Origin of the sequence: Variovorax paradoxus (assembly GCF_902712855.1) — a bacterium.
In the GTDB taxonomy this organism is placed as follows: Bacteria; Pseudomonadota; Gammaproteobacteria; order Burkholderiales; family Burkholderiaceae_C; genus Variovorax; species Variovorax paradoxus_Q.
The window spans coordinates 1,167,557-1,184,881 of record NZ_LR743508.1 but is presented as its reverse complement, the minus strand read 5'-3'; the positions used below and the strand labels follow the sequence as shown (position 1 = coordinate 1,184,881).

The window sequence follows — 17,325 nt, the reverse complement described above, 5'->3', positions numbered from 1 at the left end:
TCCAGGTGGCCCGGCAGAGCGACAGGCTCATGCTGAACGCCGGGCGCGGCAATCCGAATTTCCTGGCGACCACGCCACGGCACGGCTTCTTCCAGTTCGGGCTGTTCGCCATGACGGAGAGCGAGCGCTCCTACATCTACATGGATGGCGTGGGAGGCTTTCCGCAGCGCGAGGGCATCGAGGCGCGCTTCGAGATCTTCACCAAGTCGCACGAGGACGAGCCCGGCGTGCGCTTCATCGAGGCTGCCGTGTCGTACGTGCGCGACCAGCTCGGCCTGTCCGCGGGCGGCTTCATCTACGAGATGTGCGAGGCCATCCTGGGCTGCAACTACCCGGTGCCCGACCGCATGCTGCGCCTGAGCGAGGTCATCGTGGGCCAGTACATCCACAAGGAGATGGTCGGCACGCATCCCTTCGTGGGCAGCTTCGACATGTACGCGGTGGAAGGCGGCACTGCCGCCATGACCTACCTCTTCAACAGCCTGCGCGAGAACCACCTGCTGCAGCCCGGTGACACCATCGCGCTCGGCATGCCGATCTTCACGCCGTACATCGAGATCCCGCACCTCAACGACTACCAGCTGATAGAAACGCTGATCACCGACACCGTGGTCGGCAGCTTCCCGTTCCAGGTTGCGAAGGTGCCGGGCACCTACGCGGTTCAACCGTTCGTGGCATCGCGCGCGATGGTGACGACGCAGTCGACGCTCGACGGCGCGTACACGCGCCTCGGCATCAACTTGCAAGCCGCCACGCGCGACTCGAACATCCGCCAGCTCCAGATCACCGGCGCGGGCACCGTGCTGCAACTGTGCAATGAAGTGGGCATCACCTCCGTCGCAGCTTGCCCTTCAATCTCCTTGCTGACGTACAACGTGACGCAGGGCGCAGCGCCAGATGCATGGAACATCGTCAACGTGGCGGACCCGCTGGACGCTGGCGTCTTCTATATGGCGCGCGTGGCCGGGAAGAACGTCTATCTCGCGGCCGGCACCAACACGGCGGCGCCGAACGACTCGATATTCCGCATCGGGCTCACGGAGTCCGCAACGTGGCCCACGAGCAAAACCAGCGGTGGCGACACCAACGGCAGCTGGGGGACGCTCGACTTCGACGCGACCACCTATTCGACCGTGCTCGCGCGCAGCGATGCCACGGTCTCCGCGCTCGGTGCCAACCTGACTTCGCCCAGCCCCACCATCGCAAACCTGCGTCTGTTCACCGGCCCAAGCGCCGAGAACTATTTCGCCACGCAGGACGGCACCCTCTCGGCAGTGGTCGGTGCGCGCGGCGGCCCGGTCGCCGGCTACCTTCAGATCGGCCTCGCACGCTGATTCGAGGCGACAGGACAAGGCGTCGGCATGTTGCCGGCGTCTTGCATGACACCAGCCGCGCCATGTCGCCACCAGGCAGTCATGGCGCGGCTTTTTACTTCGAGGCAATCAAGACAGGAAGCTGCGAGCGGCTCCTGCGCACTGCGGTTTCTCAGGCCCGAACCGGCCGCTCCATCGGCTCCAGCCTCACCACCTGCCACGCGCACACGCTGCCCGCCACCGCCAGCAACGCCGCGGCAGTGAACATAGTCCGGTACCCGAAGGCCTGCGCCACGGCCCCGCCGAGCAGCACCCCAAGCACGCCGCCGAAGCCATAGCCGATCACCGTGAACAGCGCCTGCCCGCGTCCGCGCAGGTGACCGGGGAAGCGGCGCGACACGACCGCGATGCAGGTCGTGTGATGCGCGGCGAAGCTCAGTGCGTGCAGCCACTGGGCGACGATGAGCGCGGCAATCCATCCGCCGAGCCCCGCGGTCAGCCCGAGGCGTGCAACGGCGGCGATGCCGCACACCAGCATCCACCGCGGCATGGGCATCAGGCCGATGAGCCGGCCCTGCAGGAAGAACCAGACGATCTCGGCCACCACCGACAGCGCCCACAGCAGGCCGATGGTGCTTTTGCCGTAGCCGATGGAGTCGAGGTAGAGCGAGAAGAACGCATACACCGAGAAGTGCGACATCACCTGGAAGAAGAGCGACGCGAAGAACCACCGCACGGCCGGGTTGCGCAGCACCGGGCCGATCGGCTCCTTCACCGTGCCTTGTGCGGCAGGCGGCTCGCGCACGTCGGGCAGCTTCATGGTGGCGACCAGCACGATGGCCAGCGTGCCCGCGGCCCAGGCCGGAAAGTGCTTCATGCCGAACCGTTCGAACCACTCGCCCGCCACGAACACAGTGAGCAGGAAGCCGGCCGAACCGCAGAGGCGGATGCGCCCGTAGCGCCCCCAGTCGCCGGCTACCAGCTGCGCCATGGCGGCCTCGGTGAGCGACATCATCGAGCTGGTGTGGGTGAACATCACGAGCAGCACCAGCGCGAGCCACCATGCGCCGCCGTTCCACCAGAGGCCGAACGAACTCACGAGCGCCACCGCCGCGCTGAAGCGCAGCAGCATCACGCGGTGGCCGGTGTGGTCGCTGAGCGCGCCCCAGGCGTAGGGCGCGAACACGCGCGTGATCGACTGCACCGAGGCCAGCAGGCTGATCGTGAAGATCGGCAGCCCCAGGTCCTTGAGCCACAGCGGCAGGTACGGGTTGAAGAAACCGATGTGCGCGAAGTAGCTGGCCGACAGGCCAGCGAATGCCAGCAGGTGGCCGCGTCCGGCGGCCACTGGTGGCGAGGCGGACATCAGGGCCTGTTCACACTATTTTTGGCGTCGCGAAGGCCTGTCACGGCGGGCCAATCAAGGCGCGCGACGCCGCATGTGCGTATGCCCATGCAAGGAGCGCAACGCCGGGTGGCCCGCCGCGGCAGGCCATCCCTTCGGGTTGCCAGAAATGGTGTGAACATGCCCTAGAGGAAGGACGCCTGCGGCGACGCGGCCTCGGTCTTCCCGGCGTCGGCCTGCACGTCGCCGCACTGCGCGCGGTTGCGCAGCACATGCTCCATCACGACCAGCGCGAGCATCGCCTCGGCGATGGGCGTGGCGCGGATGCCCACGCACGGGTCGTGGCGGCCCTTGGTGATCACTTCGACGGGGTTGTTGTGGATGTCGATCGACTGGCGCGGACTGATGATCGAACTCGTCGGCTTGATCGCAATGCTCACCTCGAGGTCCTGCCCCGAGCTGATGCCACCGAGGATGCCGCCCGCATTGTTGGTAACGAAGCCGGTGGGCGTGATGGAGTCGCCGTGCGTGGTGCCGCGCTGGGTCACGCTGTCGAAGCCAGCGCCGATCTCCACCGCCTTGACCGCGTTGATGCCCATCATGGCGTAGGCGATCTCGGCATCGAGCTTGTCGAACAGCGGCTCGCCCAGGCCCACGGGCACCTTGGTGGCAGTGACGCGGATGCGCGCGCCGCACGAGTCGCCAGCCTTGCGCAGGCGATCCATGTAGTCCTCGAGCGCACTCACGTCGGCGATGGGAGCGAAGAAGGGGTTGTTCGGAACGTGGTCCCAGCTCTCGAACGGGATGGCGATCTCGCCGATCTGCGTCATGCAGCCGCGGAACACCATGCCGTACTTCTCGGCCAGCCACTTCTTGGCGACCGCACCGGCGGCCACCATGGGCGCGGTGAGCCGCGCCGAAGAGCGCCCGCCACCGCGAGGATCGCGGATGCCGTACTTCTTCCAGTAGGTGAAGTCGGCATGGCCGGGGCGGAACTGCTGGGCGATCTGCCCGTAGTCCTTGCTGCGCTGGTCGGTGTTCTGGATCAGCAGCGCGATGGGCGTGCCGGTGGTCTTGCCCTCGTACACGCCGGAGAGGATCTGCACCGCGTCAGGCTCGTTGCGCTGGGTGACGTGGCGGCTGGTGCCGGGGCGGCGGCGGTCGAGGTCGCCCTGGATGTCGGCCTCGCTCAGGGACATGCCCGGGGGGCAGCCGTCGATGACGCAGCCGATGGCAGGGCCATGCGACTCGCCGAAATTGGTGACCGCGAAGAGTGTTCCGAAGGTGTTGCCGCTCATGGCCGGGATTATCCCTACAAAGCGGCGGCCGCTCAGCCGGTCGTGCTTTCGGACGCGTTTTCGAGGCGCTTGGTCAGGGCTCCGACCTGCAGCTCGATGGAGAACAGCCGCTCGTTCAGCACTGCGGTCTGCAGCCGGATCGCCTCGATGATGGCCTTGGTCTGCGGGTCGGTGGCGTTCTCGCAGAGTTCGGCCAGGTCGTGCAGCTTCTTGCGCAGTTCGTTGCTCATGGAAGGCTCCGGTGATGCGTCGTGGGAGCCCCAGTATGGGGTTTCGCCGGCACTCGGGCAATGCGTCGGCACCCGGGTTTGCAGCAGGTTCCGCATGCGCGCCGGCCTCGCAGTTGCAGCTGCAGCTTCCGATGGTGACGGCACTGCGCCGGGGACGTCGAGCGGGAACAGGGTCGGCTTAGAGCACCGCCGCGCCTGTTGCGGCCGTTGTGTCGGCTCGAACAGCCTGTGCGAAATGCCGCGCCTATCGTCCCTCGGCGCGCTTGGCGATAGCGCTTTAGCGGCATGCCCTTTGATGCAGTGTCACGGGACAATTCCCGCCAGAGCCGGTCTCACAAGGAGTAGCGATGACCACCGATGTCCTGATCGTCGAGGACGAGCCCGAGTTCCTGCGACGGTTCTCGGACGCGGTGCTGCGCGACGCGGGGCTGCAACTCGTGGCGGCGGTGGCCAGCGGCACGGAAGGCAAGAGGATGCTCGACCTGCACGGGCCAGACGTCCTTCTGGTCGACCTGGGCCTGCCCGACATCGGCGGCGTCGAGGTGATCCGCCACGCGGCCGAGCGCCACCCGGACTGCGACGTGCTGGTCGTCACGATGTTCGGCGACGACGCCCACGTGGTCGAGTCGATCGAGGCCGGCGCCACCGGCTACCTCCTGAAGGACGCGTCGCCCGAACGCGTCGCCGCCAGCATCCACGAACTGCGGGCCGGCGGCGCGCCGATCAGCCCGGGCATTGCGCGACGCATCCTCACGCGGCTGCGGCTCACGGCACGCCCGGAGCCGGCAGCGGCACGACCGGCGCCGGAAATGCCGTCCGACCCGTCGCCCGAGCCCCGGCCCTCGCCGCTGACTGCCCGCGAGACCGAACTGCTGCGCCTGACCGCCAAGGGGTTGACCTTCGACTCGATCGGCGAACTGCTGGGGATCTCGCCGCATACCGTGGTTTCCCACGTCAAGAAGATCTATCGCAAGCTGGCGGTGCACTCGCGCAGCGAGGCGGTCTACGAAGCCAGCCAGCTGGGTCTGCTTTGACGGCCGCGAAGGCTGCCGGGTGCGCACGGGCGTCCACGCGGCGCGGCGTTCCCTGGCTGCTGCGGCTCGCGGCCATGTTGACCGCGATCCTGATATCGGCGGCAGGCCGTCCGGCCCTGGCGCTCGAGCTGACGCGCATGCAGGCGCTGGCATCCGGCCAGACGAGCCCGCCGGCAGCCGACCGCGCATGGACCGAGGTCCGGCTGCCCGGGCCGGTGGGGCCGGCACTGCGCCTCTCGCGCAGCGAGGCGGTCTGGTACCGCGCCACCTTCGACGCGCCTGCGATCGGCGAAAGCGACGGCGGCTGGGCGGTCTACCTGCCCTATCTTTACGAAGGCGGCCAGGTCTGGCTCAACGGGATCCGGGTCGGCGAGGTCGAGGAAGACAGCGACACCGTCCATGTGCGGTGGGAGCGCCCCCATCTGATCTCGCTGCCGCGGCCGTTGCTTCGCACGGGCAGCAACGTGCTCGAGATCCGCGCTGCAGCGGCACCCTCCTCCACGTCGCCGCGCTTTCCGGCCGTCTCGGTGGCTCCGCGCGCCGAACTGCTGCCGGTGCACGACCGCCGCTTCTTCTGGGTTCGCACGCTGCCCGAGATCACGGTGGTCGTCTGCCTGTTGATGGCGGCGATCGTGGTGTGCATCTGGTGGCGCCGGCGCAGCGAGGTGCTGTACGGACTGCTCGGACTGGCTTCGGCGCTCTGGGGCGTGCGCACCCTCACCTTCGTGATCGAACGCATGCCGTCCGAATACTGGCATCTGTGGCGCACCGTGTACCTCGGCGCCACGGGTGGCTTCGTGGTCGTCCTCGCACTGTTCTCGCTGCGGCTCGCGGGCATCGGCCGCCCCTGGCTTCGCCGGCTGCTGGTCGGCTACTGGCTGCTGGGGCCGCTCTGGCTGCTGCTTGCCGGGCCCCCGAGCGAACCGCTGGTCAACCGCTGGTGGAGCGCGGGGCTGATTCCCATCGGGCTCGCGATCCTCGCCGTGTCGATCCGCACCGTGGCCAGGCAACGCACGCTGGCAGCCGCGCTGATGCCGTCGGCGCTCATGATCGCCGTGCTCGCGGGCGTCCACGACTACCTGATCGCGTGGGACGACGGCTCGCTCGTGCGCCTGCTGCCGAACTGGGCGGGCAACCGGATCTTCCTGCTGCACCACGCGGCCAACCTGCTCCTGCTGTGCATGGGCAGCCTGCTGACCGCCCGCTTCATTCACGCGATGGACTCGCTCGAGGAGCTCAACCACACGCTGGAGAGCCGCGTGGCCGACCGCGAGCGGCACCTGGCGGAAAGCTTCACGCGCATGGCGCAACTGCAGCGCCAGCATGCCGCGTCGCAGGAGCGCCAATCGATCATGCGGGAGATCCACGACGGGCTCGGTTCGCGCCTGTTCACGTCGCTGTCGCGTGTCGAGCGCGGCGACATGAGCGAGCGGCAGATCGCGGAGGTGCTGCGCGACTGCATCGCCGACATGCGCATCGCGCTCGATGCGCTGGCGCCCGATGCCGGCGACTTCCGCACCGCGCTGGGCAACTTCCTGTTCCGGTGGCAGGCGCAGCTCGAAGAAGCCCGCATCCAGCCGTCGTGGACCATCGATGTCCCGGACAGCGTCTCGGCCCTTTCCCCGCAGGCTTCGCTCCAGCTCCTGCGCATCGCGCAGGAGGCGCTGACCAATGTGCTCAAGCACGCGAACGCCACCCGCGTGCGCGTGCAATTGCGCCAGCGCGACGAACTGCTCGAACTGGAAGTGGTCGACAACGGGCAGCCGGACCGGACGGTGCCCGACAACGGCGGCCGCGGCATTGCCAACATGCATGTGCGCGCGCGCCAGCTCGGCGCGTCCCTCGAGGTGGTCCACGCTGCGACGGGCACTGTCGTGTCGCTGCGGATGCCGTCCGCCTCCCATACGGCGTAGTGCGTTCGGCGTAGCGTCCACACGGTATTCCCGCCCGCGCAGGCGTTGCCTAGAGTCGGCGCTCGTGTCCAGTAGACGACGCGCATTACTCCGGGGAGCCGCAGACGATGCACTTTGACGCCTTCGCCACCGCCGACGGGCCCCTGCTCGCACTGATCGGCTGGCTCTACCTGCTGACCAACGCGGTCCGCGTCCTCACCTACATCCCGCAGATCGTCGTGGTCTGGCGCTGCACGGACGGCGCCGTCTCCGTCTCGCTGCTGACCTGGGGTTCCTGGGTGCTGTCGAATGTCACCGCCACCGTCTACGCGGTGCTGGTGGTACGCGATGCGCTCTTCGTCGCGATCTCCCTGGTCAATCTGCTCGGCTGCGGCGCGGTGGCACTGATCGCCGCGCGCCGCCGGGCGCAATGGCGAGCCGTCAGGCGCTGAGCGGGCCGCCACCATGGCAGGGACAGGCGGCACGTTGAAGGTGAGCGCGGCCACGCGCCGAGGCGACCGCGCGCGTCCTTGAGCCGAGGCGACCGCGGGCAGCCTCGAGCCAGCCGCCTGCGCGCGCTCCAGCGGCGAGCGCCTCTCCCGATCATGTTGCTTCACATCGAACTCATCGATGTGTAACGCCAGTCGCATCGATTGGATTGCTGGACGACCAAATCTAAAGTTCGAACCCGCAAGCCATCCCACGACAAAGCGAGCGCCCCGCGCGGGCCGCCAGCCGGAGACAAATAAGCCATGGAGCGATCTTTCGCCGAAGAAGTCAAACGCCTCTCGCTGGGCGCCGACGAGGAATTTCATGGCGAGGGCATCCTCGCCGTCACCAAGGCGCTGCTGCAGTCGGGCGTGAGCTACATCGGCGGCTACCAGGGCGCGCCGGTCTCGCACCTGATCGACGTGCTCGGCGATGCGCGCGGCCTGCTCGACGACCTCGGCATCTACTTCGAGAACAGCGCATCGGAGGCCGGCGCGGCCGCGATGCTCGGTGCTTCCATCAACTATCCGGTGCGCGGCGCGGTGACGTGGAAGTCCACCGTGGGCACCAACGTCGCGTCCGATGCGCTGTCCAACCTCGCGTCGGCCGGCGTGAAGGGCGGCGCGCTGATCATCCTCGGCGAGGACTACGGCGAGGGCTCCAGCATCATCCAGGAGCGCACGCACGCCTTCGCGATGAAGTCGCAGATGTGGCTGATGGACCCGCGGCCGAACCTCACGTCCATCGTGAATGCCGTGGAGCGCAGCTTCGAGCTGTCGGAGGCGAGCCAGACGCCCGTGATGCTGCAGCTGCGCATCCGCGCCTGCCACGTGCACGGCAGCTTCGTGTGCAAGGACAACCGCGCGCCGGCCGTCTCGACGCGCGAATCGATCGCGCAGCCGCACTTCGACTTCGCCAACATCAACCTGCCGCCGTCGATCTACGCGCAGGAGCGCATGAAGGTCGAGTCGCGCTGGCCGGCCGCGCTGGAGTTCATCCGCCGCGAGAAGCTCAACGAGCGCTTCGATGGCGACTGCGGCGACATCGGCCTGATCCTGCCCGGCGGCCTCTACAACGGCACGATCCGCGCGCTGCAGCAGCTCGGCCTGGCGGACGCATTCGGCAACAGCCGCATTCCGCTGCAGGTGCTCAACGTCGTCTATCCGATGGTGCCCGACGAGCTCGTCGGGTTCTGCAGCGGCAAGCGCGCCGTGCTCATGATCGAGGAAGGCCAGCCCAACTACCTGGAAGACGCGCTGCACGCGATGCTGCGCAAGGCCGGTTGCGACACCCGCCTGCACGGCAAGGACATCTTTCCGATGGCCGGCGAGTACACCGGCGAAGTGCTGGTGCGCAGCCTGGCCGAGTTCATCCGCCAGGCGCGCCCGCAGGCGCTGGGCGAAGACGGCGCGCTGCAGGTGGTGGACACGGCCGCGCCGCTGGGCGCGCTCAAGCCGCAGGCGGTGGCCGCCCTCGGCGTGCCGGTGCCCAACCGTCCGCCGGGCTTCTGCATCGGCTGTCCCGAGCGGCCAGTGTTCGCGGCCATCAAGCTGATGCAGAAGGAGCTCGGCGCGGTGCACGTCAGCGCCGACATCGGCTGCCACACCTTCGGCACGCTGCCGCCGTTCAACACGGGGAGCACGGTGCTGGGATACGGCCTGGGGCTGGCGAGTTCGTCGGGCATCGCGCCGCTCATGGGCAACCGCGTCGTGAGCATCATGGGCGACGGCGGCTTCTGGCACAACGGCTTCACCAGCGGCGTGGTGAATGCGGTCTACAACAACCAGGACTCGGTGCTGGTGATCCTGAAGAACGGCTACACCTCGGCCACCGGCACGCAGGCCATCCCGTCGTCGCCCACGCAACCCGCCGCCAGGCCGCTGACGCTGGACATCGAGGCGGCGCTCAAGGGCGTGGGCGTGGGCTGGGTGCGCAAGGTCAGGAGCTACAGCGTCGCGGAGATGCGCGACACGCTGCAGGAGGCCATGACCACGGAAGAAGGCGGCCTCAAGGTGATCATTGCCGACGGCGAGTGCCAGCTCGAGCGGCAGCGCCGCATCAAGCCGGTGACGGCCGCGAAGCTCAAGCGAGGCGAGCGCGTGGTGCGCACGCGCTTCGGCATCGACGACGACGTGTGCACCGGCGACCACTCGTGCATCCGGCTGTCGGGCTGCCCGTCGCTCACCGTCAAGCCCAACCCGAGCGCGCTTCGCACCGACCCGGTGGCCACGGTCAACCAGGGTTGCGTGGGCTGCGGCCTGTGCGGCGAGAACGCGCACGCCGCGATTCTCTGCCCCTCTTTCTACAAGGCCGAGATCGTGCAGAACGCCGGCACCTGGGAGCGGCTGCTGCACAGGTTGCGCGGCGGGGTCATCGGCCTCATGGCCGGCAAGGCGCGCGACCGCTCGGAGGCACTGGCGGCATGAGCGGCACGACGACCCACACCGAAGGCGCGCCACCGCGCATCGTCACCGTGCTGGTGGCCGCCATGGGCGGCGAAGGCGGCGGCGTGCTGGCCGACTGGCTCATCTCGGCGGCCTCGGCCTGCGGCTTTCCGGTGCAGAGCACCTCGGTGCCCGGCGTGGCGCAGCGCACCGGCGCGACCAACTACTACATCGAGATCTATCCGGTGCCCGCAGCACGCCTGGGCAGCGTCCGACCGGTGTTCTCGCTCACGCCGAACCCCGGCGACGTCGACATCGTCGCCGCGTCCGAACTGGTGGAAGCCGGCCGCATGCTGCAGGGCGGCTTCGTGCATCCGCAGCGCACCACGCTCGTGGCGTCCACGCACCGCGAGTACGCAGTGGTCGAGAAGTCCGCGATGGGCGACGGCCGCTACGACGGCCAGCGCGTGATCGACGCGGCCACCACGCTGGCACAGCGCAGCTTCCTCTTCGACATGCGCGCGCTCGCATGGCGCAACGGCACGGTGATCAACACCGTGATGTTCGGCGCCATGGCCGGCAGCGGCGCCATCCCGTTCTCGCGCGAGACCTGCGAGCAGGCGATCCGCGCATCGGGCAAGGCGGTGGAAGCCAGCCTGAAGGGTTTCGCGGCGGGCTTCGACCACGTGACCGGCGTTGCGGTGGCGGCGCCCGCCGGCGGCGCGGGGGCGCGGCCCGCCGTGCCGGACCACGCCCGCATCGCCGCCCTGCCAGAGCCGCTGCGCGCGCTCGCGGGCCATGGCCTGCAGCAGGTCAGCGATTACCAGGACGCGCGCTACGGCGAGCTGTACATGCAGCGCGTCGAGTCGGTCCTGGCGCTCGAGCAGCCCTTCGGCGGCGACCTGCCCGTGACGCGCGAGACGGCGCGCTACCTCGCGCTGTGGATGAGCTACGAGGACGTGATCCGCGTGGCCGACCTCAAGACGCGCGAGGAGCGCCTGCAGCGCGTGCGCGACGAGGTGGGCGCGCGCAGCGGCGAGCCGTTGCGGCTCACCGAATACCTCAAGCCCGGCCTGGACGAGGTCTGCTCGCTGCTGCCGCCCGGCGCCTCGGCCTGGCTGCGCAAGCGGCTCGCGCACAAGGCGCACAGGCTCAACGTGGGCCTGCACATGCGCACCGACACCGTGTGGGGCTTCGCCATGCTGTGCGCGCTGCGCTCGCTGCGCGTGATACGCCGCAGCAGCGCGCGCTACGCCGCCGAGCAGGAAATGATCAAGCGCTGGCTCGACACGGTGCGCCGCGCACTGGCGATGAGCCCGCGGCTGGCCTACGAGATCGCGCTGTGCGGCAACCTGGTGAAAGGCTACGGCGAGACCAGCGAGCGCGGCCATCGCAACCTCGGCGCGGTGCTCGACGACATGCAGGCCGCGCTGGCCACGCCGGTGCGCGATGCCGACGCACTCGAGCAGGCCGCCGCCCGCGTGCGCGCCGCGCGCGAAGCCGCGCTCGCCGACCCCGAAGGCCGCACCCTGGCCCGCGCGCTCGGCCTGCCGGCGCCTGCTCCGCGCGTGCACCCGATCCACATCGTGCGGCGAAAGCCGGCGCGCTGAGACGGATTTTTCCAACCCAGAAAGAACGACAGGAGACAAGACGATGAAGCACAAGAACATTTCCCCCTCTCTCGCGCCCATCGGCCGCCGCGCCGTGAACTCGCTGCTCGCCGCCGCCGCGCTGCTGCCGCTGGCGTCGGTCGTGCATGCGGCCGACCCGATCAGGATCGGCGCGGTGGTGTCGGCCACCGGCCCCGCGTCGTTCCTCGGCGACCCCCAGCAGAAGACGCTCGAGATGTACGTCGGCAAGATCAACGCGGCCGGCGGCGTGCTGGGCCGCAAGCTCGAACTGGTGCTGTACGACGACGCCAGCGACGCCAACAAGGCCAACGCCTTCACGCGGCGCCTGATCATGCAGGACGAGGTCGACGTGATCCTCGGCGCGTCCACCACCGGCTCCACCATGGCCATGGTGCCGCAGGCGGAAGCCTCGAAGGTGCCCCTGATCTCGCTGGCGGCCGCCTCGGTCATCGTCGAGCCGGTCAAGCCCTATACGTTCAAGATGCCGCACTCCGACCGCATGGCGGCCGAGAAGGTGCTCGGCGAGATGAAGAAGCGCGGCTTCACCCAGTTCGCGCTGCTGTCGGACACCGGCGGCTTCGGGAAGTCGGGCCGCACCGAGACGATCAAGCTCGCCGCGACGCTCGGCCTGAAGGTGGCCGACGACCAGACCTACGGCGAGAAGGACACCGACGTCACGCCGCAGCTCACGCGCATCAAGTCCTCGGGCGCGCAGGCGATCTTCGTGTTCGGCACGGGCCAGGCGCCGGCCATCATCGCGCGCAACTACCAGCAGCTGGCCATGAAGCAGCCGCTGTACACCTCGCACGGCCAGGCCTCCACCGAGTTCATCCGCATCGCGGGCAAGTCGTCCGAAGGCATCCGCATGCCTTCGCCGGCGCTGCTCATCGCGCAGGCGCTGCCCGACAGCGATCCGCAGAAGAAGGTCAGCGTGAGCTACGCGAAGGACTACGAGAGCACCGCGAAGATGGATGTGTCCACCTTCGGCGGCTATGCGCACGACGCGCTGTTCCTGCTGGTCGACGCGATCAAGCGGGCCGGCGGCACCGACAAGCAGAAGGTGCGCGACGCCATCGAGGCCACGAAGGACTTCGTGGGCGTGAGCGGCATCTACCGCATGTCGGCCACCGACCACATGGGCCTGGACGTCTCCGCGTTCCGCATGGTCGAGGTGCAGGGAGGCAAGTTCGCGGAAGTGCGCTGAAGCGGCGTGCGTCACCCAAGGAAGCGCATGAAGCTCAATGCGAACGACCACCGCCGGCATGCACGCCGGCGGCTGCCCCGCTTCGTCTTCGACTACGTCGACGGCGGCGCGGAAAACGAAGACTGCCTGCGCCGCAACGTCGACGACCTGGCCGGTCTGCACCTCGTGCCCACCGCGCTGCGCGACACGCGCCACGGCGACACCGGCATCGACGTGTTCGGCCAGCGCTGGTTGGCGCCGCTGGGCGTGGCGCCGGTCGGCTTCTCGGGCTTGGTGCGGCCGCACGGCGACACCCTGCTGGCCTGTGCCGCCGCCGCGGCGGGCGTGCCGCATGTGCTGTCGACGCCGTCGAACGACCGGCTCGAGGCGGTGCGCGAAGCCGCGCTGCGCCGCAACCCCGGCGCGGTGCAGTGGATGCAGCTCTACGTGATGGGCGACCGCGCCATCGCCGAACAGCTCGTGCGCCGCGCGCGCGAGGCCGGCTACGGCGCGCTGGTGCTCACGGTGGACGCCGCCGTGAGCGGCCAGCGCGAGCGCGACGTGCGCAACGGCTTCAGGCTGCCGTTCCGCTTCACGCCCTCGACGCTGCTCGACCTCGCGCTGCACCCGGCGTGGTCGCTCGGCATGGCCATGCAGGGGCGCTCGCCGTCGTTCGTCAACCTCAGCGAGGCCGACGATGGCGCCACCTCGCCCCAGCTGCAGGCGGCGCTGCTGTCGCGCACGATGGACCGCACGCTGGTCTGGGAGCACCTGGCGTGGCTGCGCCGACTGTGGGACGGCCCGCTCGTGGTCAAGGGCCTGCTGCATCCCGACGACGCCGCGCTGGCCGTGCAGCACGGCGCCGATGCCATCGTGGTGTCGAACCACGGCGGACGCCAGCTCGACGCGGCGCCCTCGACCATCACGGTGCTGCCGCGCATGGTCGACGCCGTGGCCGACCGCATCCCGGTGTTCGTGGACGGCGGCTTCCGCCGCGGCAGCGACGTGGTGAAGGCGCTCGCCGCCGGCGCCACCGCCGCCTTCGTCGGGCGTGCCGCGGTGTGGGGCATGGCCACCGGCGGGGAAGCGGGCGCGCACGGCGTGCTCGCCGGCCTCGTCGACGACATCGCCCGCACCATGGTGCTGATCGGCGCCGACCGCGTGGCGGACGTGTCGCCGCGGCACCTGCTCGCCTCTCTTTCAACGGCCCAGGCCATTCAGACCGGAGACCGCCGTGGCTGACTTCATGCAATTCGTCTTCTCGGGACTCACCACCGGCGCGATCTACGCGCTGGCCGCGCTGGGCTTCTCGCTGATCTACAACGCCAGCGGCGTCATCAACTTCGCGCAGGGCGACTTCCTGATGCTCGGCGCGATGATCACCGCCGCCCTGCTCGGCGCCCACATGCCCTACGGCATCGCGATGGCGGGCGGCGTGCTGGCCACCGTGGTGGCCGGCCTGCTGCTCTACCGGCTGGCGATCAAGCCCGCGGGCGAGGCCAGCGTGGTGTCGCTGATCATCATCACCATCGGCGCGTCGATCTTCATCCAGGGCGTGGTGCAGATCGTGCTCGGCAAGAACCAGCAGACGCTCCCCGCCTTCAGCGGCGACGCGGCGCTGCCGATTCTCGGTGCCTACGTGCTGCCGCAGAGCCTCTGGGTGCTGGGCACGGCGGCGGTGCTGGTGGCGCTGTGCTTCGCGTTCTTCCGCTTCACGATGGTCGGCAAGGCGATGCTGGCGGTGGCGGCCAATGCGCTGGCGGCGCGCGCGGTGGGCATTCCCACGTCGCGCGTGCTGCAGTTGTCGTTCGGCCTGTCGGCGCTGCTGGGCGCGGTGGCCGGCGTGGTGGCCGCGCCGATCACGACCACGGTGTACGACATCGGCCTGATGCTGGGCATGAAGGGCTTCGTCGCGGCCACGCTGGGCGGGCTCGGCAGCGCGGGCGGCGCGGTGGTGGGCGGACTCATCGTCGGGCTGCTCGAGGCGCTGATGGCGGGCTACGTGTCCTCGGCCTACAAGGACGCGGTGCCCTTCGTGATGATCGTGTTCATCCTGCTGGTCATGCCGCACGGCCTGTTCGGCAGCAAGACGACGGAGCGCGTATGAAGGCGGGTTCGCACGCGCTGCTGCGCCCGTCCCTGCTGCTGCTGGCCCTGGTGCTCGCACTGCTGCCGCTGGCCATGCCCAACAACTACGTGGCCGACGTCGCGGTGCGCATCGCGCTGGCCGCCGTTGCGGCCATCGGACTCAACCTGCTGATGGGGTTCGCGGGCCAGATCAGCATCGGCCACGCGGCCTTCGTCGCGATCGGCGCCTACGGCAGCGGCATCGTCACGGTGCGCCTGGGCTGGCCGCCACTGCTGGCCATCGGCGCCGCGGCCGCCGGCGCGGCCGTGGTGGCCTGGCTCATCGCCAAGCCCATCCTGCGGCTCAGGGGGCATTCGCTGACCATGGCCACGCTGGGCCTGGGCGTGATCGTCAACATCGTGCTGATCAACGAGGTCGACTGGACGGGCGGTCCCGACGGCATGGCCGTGCCGCCGCTGGCGGTGGCCGGCTTCACCTTCGCCAAGGTGCTGCACTGGTATGCGCTGGCCGCCGTGCTGCTGTGGCTGTCGGTGCTGCTGTCGCTCAACCTCCATGATTCGCCGGCGGGGCGTGCGCTGCGCGGGCTCAACGGCTCCGAGGTGGCGGCCCGCGTGATGGGCGTGGACGTGGCGCGCTTCAAGGTGCGCGCATTCGTGGTCTCGGCCGTTTTCGCGGCTGTGTCGGGCAGCCTCACGGCGCACTACCTGGGCTTCATCAGCCCGTCGATCGCGGCCTTCACGCATTCGGTCGAACTGGCCACCATGGTGGTGCTCGGCGGCATGGCCTCGACCTTCGGCGCGGTGCTGGGTGCCGCGCTGCTCACCGCCCTGCCGCAGCTGCTCGGCGGCCTGCACGGCTACGAGATGGTGTTCTTCGGCCTGGTGCTGATGCTCACCATGATGTTCCTGCCCAAGGGGCTGGTGCCCACGCTCGCGCTCGGCCTGCGCCGGAAGGTCCCGAATGCTTGAAGTCAGGAACCTCGGCAAATCCTTCGGCGGCGTGCACGCCATGCAGGACGTGAGCTTCAGCGTGCGCGGCGGCTCGGTGCATTCGGTGATCGGCCCGAACGGCGCGGGCAAGACCACGTTGTTCAACCTGATCAGCGGCGTCTACGCGCCCACGCGCGGCGAGATCCTGCTCGACGGCGAGAACGTGGCGGGCATGGCGCCCGACCAGCTGGCACGGCGCGGCATGAGCCGCACCTTCCAGAACCTGCAGGTGTGCATGAACATGACGGCCTGCGAGAACGTGATGCTGGGCGCGCACCTGCACACCCGCAGCTCGCTGCTCGCCGGCATGACCGGCGCCACGCGCCGCGCCGATGCCGCGCTGCGCGAAGAGGCGCTGCGGCTCATCGACTACGTGGGCGTGGGGCGGCACGCGCACGCGCATGCGACGCAGCTGTCGTTCGGGCTGCTGAAGCGGCTGGAGATCGCCCGCGCCCTTGCGAGCAAGCCGCGCATCCTGCTGCTGGACGAACCGGCGGCCGGGCTGAACGACACCGAGACGCATGAGATCACCGAACTGATCCGCAGCATCGCCGCCTCGGGCGTGACGGTCCTGCTGGTGGAGCACGACATGAAGCTGGTGATGACCATCTCCGACCACCTGCTGGTGCTCGACTACGGACGCAAGCTCGCCGAAGGCACCGCCGCCGAGGTGCGTGCCAACCCGCAGGTCATCGCCGCCTACCTCGGCACTGAAGCGGAGGCCGCATGAGCAGCGCCGCACTCGAGGTGAAGGGCCTCTTTGCAGGCTACGGCCGCATCGAGGCGCTGCACGGCATCGACCTGCGCGTGGGCCAGGGAGAGCTGGTGGCGCTGGTGGGCGCCAACGGGGCCGGCAAGACCACGCTGCTGCGCGCGGTGTCGGGGCTCCTCCGCGCCAGCGCCGGCAGCGTGACGCTGTTCGGCCGCGAGATCACGCGCGACAGCGCAGACGCCCGCGTGCGCGCGGGGCTGTCGCAGGTGCTCGAGGGCCGGCAGGTGTTCGGTCCGCTCTCGGTGCAGGACAACCTGCTGCTCGGCGGATACACGCGCGCCGCGCGCCGCCAGGAGCGGCTGGCCGAGATGTATGCGCTGTTTCCGGTGCTGGAGGAAAAGCGCCTGCTTGCGGCCGGCACGCTCTCGGGCGGCCAGCAGCAGATGCTGGCGATCGCGCGCGCGCTGATGAGCGAGCCCAGGGTACTGCTGCTCGACGAACCCTCGATGGGCCTGGCGCCGCTGCTGGTGAAGGAGATCTTCGGCGTCATCGCGCGGCTCAAGGCGCGCGGCATTCCGATCCTGCTGGTCGAGCAGAACGCGCATGCCGCACTGTCGGTCGCCGACCGGGGCTATGTGCTGGAGACCGGCGCCATCGCGCTGGGCGGGCCGGCCGCGCAACTGCTGGGCGACGAGCGCGTGAAGGCCGCCTACCTCGGCCTGTGAAGGAACGACGA

At 69.4% G+C, this 17,325-nt stretch carries 15 protein-coding genes; 12 read left to right on the top strand and 3 right to left on the bottom strand.

What is annotated here, in order from left to right; all coding sequences use genetic code 11:
• Positions 1 to 5 precede the first annotated feature (5 nt).
• The gene (locus tag AACL56_RS34385; RefSeq protein ID WP_425337101.1) at positions 6 to 1,334 is read left to right on the top strand and encodes a hypothetical protein; all 1,329 of its coding nucleotides are present in this window, start codon (positions 6 to 8) and stop codon (positions 1,332 to 1,334) included.
• Between the two features lie 151 nt (positions 1,335 to 1,485).
• Here the strand turns inward: AACL56_RS34385 and AACL56_RS32070 are convergent, their stop codons facing one another.
• The 3 genes from AACL56_RS32070 to AACL56_RS32060 all read right to left on the bottom strand — a co-directional run bounded on the left by AACL56_RS32070 (position 1,486) and on the right by AACL56_RS32060 (position 4,186).
• The gene (locus AACL56_RS32070; protein WP_339094398.1) at positions 1,486 to 2,679 is read right to left on the bottom strand and encodes an MFS transporter; all 1,194 of its coding nucleotides are present in this window, start codon (positions 2,677 to 2,679) and stop codon (positions 1,486 to 1,488) included.
• A gap of 164 nt (positions 2,680 to 2,843) precedes the next feature.
• Positions 2,844 to 3,956, bottom strand: coding sequence for a chorismate synthase (gene aroC / locus AACL56_RS32065; RefSeq protein WP_339094396.1), 1,113 nt, complete (start codon positions 3,954 to 3,956; stop codon positions 2,844 to 2,846).
• A gap of 32 nt (positions 3,957 to 3,988) precedes the next feature.
• Complete coding sequence (locus tag AACL56_RS32060) at positions 3,989 to 4,186, bottom strand: hypothetical protein (protein ID WP_339094394.1); 198 nt, start codon at positions 4,184 to 4,186, stop codon at positions 3,989 to 3,991.
• A 347-nt stretch (positions 4,187 to 4,533) separates the two neighbouring features.
• Between AACL56_RS32060 and AACL56_RS32055 the strand changes: the two genes are divergently transcribed.
• The 11 genes from AACL56_RS32055 (at position 4,534) to AACL56_RS32005 (ending at position 17,314) form a co-directional block, all read left to right on the top strand.
• Positions 4,534 to 5,220: a response regulator gene (locus AACL56_RS32055; protein WP_339094392.1), complete on the top strand. Its 687-nt coding sequence runs from the start codon at positions 4,534 to 4,536 to the stop codon at positions 5,218 to 5,220.
• Positions 5,221 to 5,294: 74 nt separating this feature from the next.
• Complete coding sequence (locus AACL56_RS32050; protein ID WP_339094390.1) at positions 5,295 to 7,133, top strand: sensor histidine kinase; 1,839 nt, start codon at positions 5,295 to 5,297, stop codon at positions 7,131 to 7,133.
• Positions 7,134 to 7,240: 107 nt separating this feature from the next.
• Positions 7,241 to 7,564, top strand: a complete 324-nt coding sequence (locus tag AACL56_RS32045; RefSeq protein WP_339094388.1) for a hypothetical protein — start codon at positions 7,241 to 7,243, stop codon at positions 7,562 to 7,564.
• Positions 7,565 to 7,864: 300 nt separating this feature from the next.
• Positions 7,865 to 10,027, top strand: coding sequence for an indolepyruvate ferredoxin oxidoreductase subunit alpha (locus AACL56_RS32040; RefSeq protein ID WP_339094386.1), 2,163 nt, complete (start codon positions 7,865 to 7,867; stop codon positions 10,025 to 10,027).
• Positions 10,024 to 11,595 (top strand): indolepyruvate oxidoreductase subunit beta family protein, encoded by a 1,572-nt coding sequence (locus tag AACL56_RS32035; RefSeq protein WP_339094384.1) that lies wholly within the window; start codon positions 10,024 to 10,026, stop codon positions 11,593 to 11,595. The genes AACL56_RS32040 and AACL56_RS32035 overlap by 4 nt, the downstream gene beginning before the upstream one ends.
• A 43-nt stretch (positions 11,596 to 11,638) precedes the next feature.
• Positions 11,639 to 12,820 carry an ABC transporter substrate-binding protein gene (locus AACL56_RS32030; RefSeq protein ID WP_339094382.1) on the top strand — a complete coding sequence of 394 codons (1,182 nt, stop codon included), beginning with the start codon at positions 11,639 to 11,641 and terminating at the stop codon, positions 12,818 to 12,820.
• 27 nt (positions 12,821 to 12,847) lie between these two features.
• Positions 12,848 to 14,041: an alpha-hydroxy acid oxidase gene (locus AACL56_RS32025; protein WP_339094381.1), complete on the top strand. Its 1,194-nt coding sequence runs from the start codon at positions 12,848 to 12,850 to the stop codon at positions 14,039 to 14,041.
• Complete coding sequence (locus AACL56_RS32020; protein WP_339094379.1) at positions 14,034 to 14,906, top strand: branched-chain amino acid ABC transporter permease; 873 nt, start codon at positions 14,034 to 14,036, stop codon at positions 14,904 to 14,906. Before AACL56_RS32025 ends, AACL56_RS32020 begins: the two co-directional genes overlap by 8 nt.
• Positions 14,903 to 15,856, top strand: coding sequence for a branched-chain amino acid ABC transporter permease (locus tag AACL56_RS32015; protein ID WP_339094377.1), 954 nt, complete (start codon positions 14,903 to 14,905; stop codon positions 15,854 to 15,856). The genes AACL56_RS32020 and AACL56_RS32015 overlap by 4 nt, the downstream gene beginning before the upstream one ends.
• Entirely contained in the window at positions 15,849 to 16,607 is a 759-nt protein-coding gene (locus AACL56_RS32010; protein WP_339094375.1) for an ABC transporter ATP-binding protein, read from the top strand. The genes AACL56_RS32015 and AACL56_RS32010 overlap by 8 nt, the downstream gene beginning before the upstream one ends.
• Complete coding sequence (locus tag AACL56_RS32005; RefSeq protein WP_339094373.1) at positions 16,604 to 17,314, top strand: ABC transporter ATP-binding protein; 711 nt, start codon at positions 16,604 to 16,606, stop codon at positions 17,312 to 17,314. Before AACL56_RS32010 ends, AACL56_RS32005 begins: the two co-directional genes overlap by 4 nt.
• Positions 17,315 to 17,325: the final 11 nt, after the last annotated feature.